The sequence below is a fragment of the Cellulomonas carbonis genome (assembly GCF_014636275.1).
Taxonomy (GTDB): domain Bacteria; phylum Actinomycetota; class Actinomycetes; order Actinomycetales; family Cellulomonadaceae; genus Actinotalea; species Actinotalea carbonis.
Map to the genome: position 1 here is coordinate 1 of NZ_BMEB01000018.1, position 1267 is coordinate 1267.

General features: G+C 69.9%; 2 protein-coding genes. Both read right to left on the bottom strand.

Annotated features, from left to right (window positions below; genetic code table 11):
• Nucleotides 1–41 precede the first annotated feature (41 nt).
• The gene (locus IEV86_RS17455; protein ID WP_081978984.1) at nt 42–917 is read right to left on the bottom strand and encodes an IS3 family transposase; all 876 of its coding nucleotides are present in this window, start codon (nt 915–917) and stop codon (nt 42–44) included.
• On the bottom strand, nt 914–1201 hold the full coding sequence (locus IEV86_RS17460) for an IS3 family transposase (protein ID WP_043610596.1): 288 nt from the start codon (nt 1199–1201) through the stop codon (nt 914–916). The genes IEV86_RS17455 and IEV86_RS17460 overlap by 4 nt, the downstream gene beginning before the upstream one ends.
• Nucleotides 1202–1267 lie beyond the last annotated feature (66 nt).

Here is a 1267-nt window from a genome sequence, read left to right on the forward strand (position 1 = left end):
GGAGCCTGACCCGGTTTCCCGGACAGTTTTGGTTTGGGTGATCATGCCGCGGTGAGGGCGGCGGTGTGACGGTCCTCGAAGTCGTTCGGGGACCGGTAGCCGAGCCCGGAGTGGCGCCGGACGGGGTTGTAGAAGCCTTCGATCCACTCGAAGATCGCTGAGGCGAGCTCCTCGCGGGTGGTCCAGGTGCGGCGGTCCAGCAGCTCGCGCTGCATGGTGGACCAGAAGGACTCCATCATCGTGTTGTCCACGCTGGAGGCGACCCTGCCCATGGACCCGAGCAGGCCGGCGGAGCGCAGCCGGTGGCCGAAGATCCAGGAGGTGTACTGGGCTCCGCGGTCCGCGTGGACGATCGCTCCGGGGCCCGGCTGGCGGGTCCAGATCGCCATCTGCAGGGCGTCGACGACCAGCTCGGCGCGCATGTGGTCCGCGATCGACCATCCGACGATTTTGCGGGTGAAGACGTCCAGCACCGCGGCGCAGTAGACCTTCCCGGTGTTCGTGGCGTGCTCGGTGATGTCGGTGCACCACAACCGGTCCGGTCCGTCGGCGGTGAACTGGCGCCGGACCAGGTCCTCATGAGGCGCCGGCAGCGGGCGTTGACCACGGCGTTTGCGCCGGTGACAGACCCCGACCAGCCCGGCGGTGCGCATCAGCCGCGCGACGCGCTTGCGGCCGCAGGCAAGCCCAAGGCCGAGGCGCAGCTCGGCGTGGACCCGCGGCGCGCCGTAGGAGCACCGCGACATCTGGTGGACGGCCAGGATCGTCGCGGTGAGCTCGGCGTCGGCCAGCGACCGGGCTGAAGGCGGCCGGGTCGCCCAGTCGTAGTAGCCGGACCTGGAGACCTCGAGCACCCGGCAGGCCACCGCGACGGAGATCCCGTCCTCGGCGAGCTCACGGACCAGCCGGAACGTCATTTTGGGAGGACGTTCTCCCGGGCGAAGTAGGCGCTGGCGCGCTTGAGAATCTCGTTCTCCATCTCCAGCACCCGCGTCCGGCGACGCAGCTCGACCAGCTCCTTGCGCTCCTCGCTGGTCAGGCCCTCCCGCCGGCCGGCGTCGACGTCGTCCTGGGCCATCCACCGGCGCAGGCACGACTCGCTGATCCCCAGATCCGACGCGACCTTCGCGACCGGGTGCTGGCCGCTGCGGGCCAGGTCCACTGCTCGACGCCGGAACTCCGGCGGCTTGGCTGCAGGCACAAGGACTCCTCTCGGAGATGACATCGTCACCTCAGGACAGGTGTCCGGGGAAGCGGGTCAGGCTCC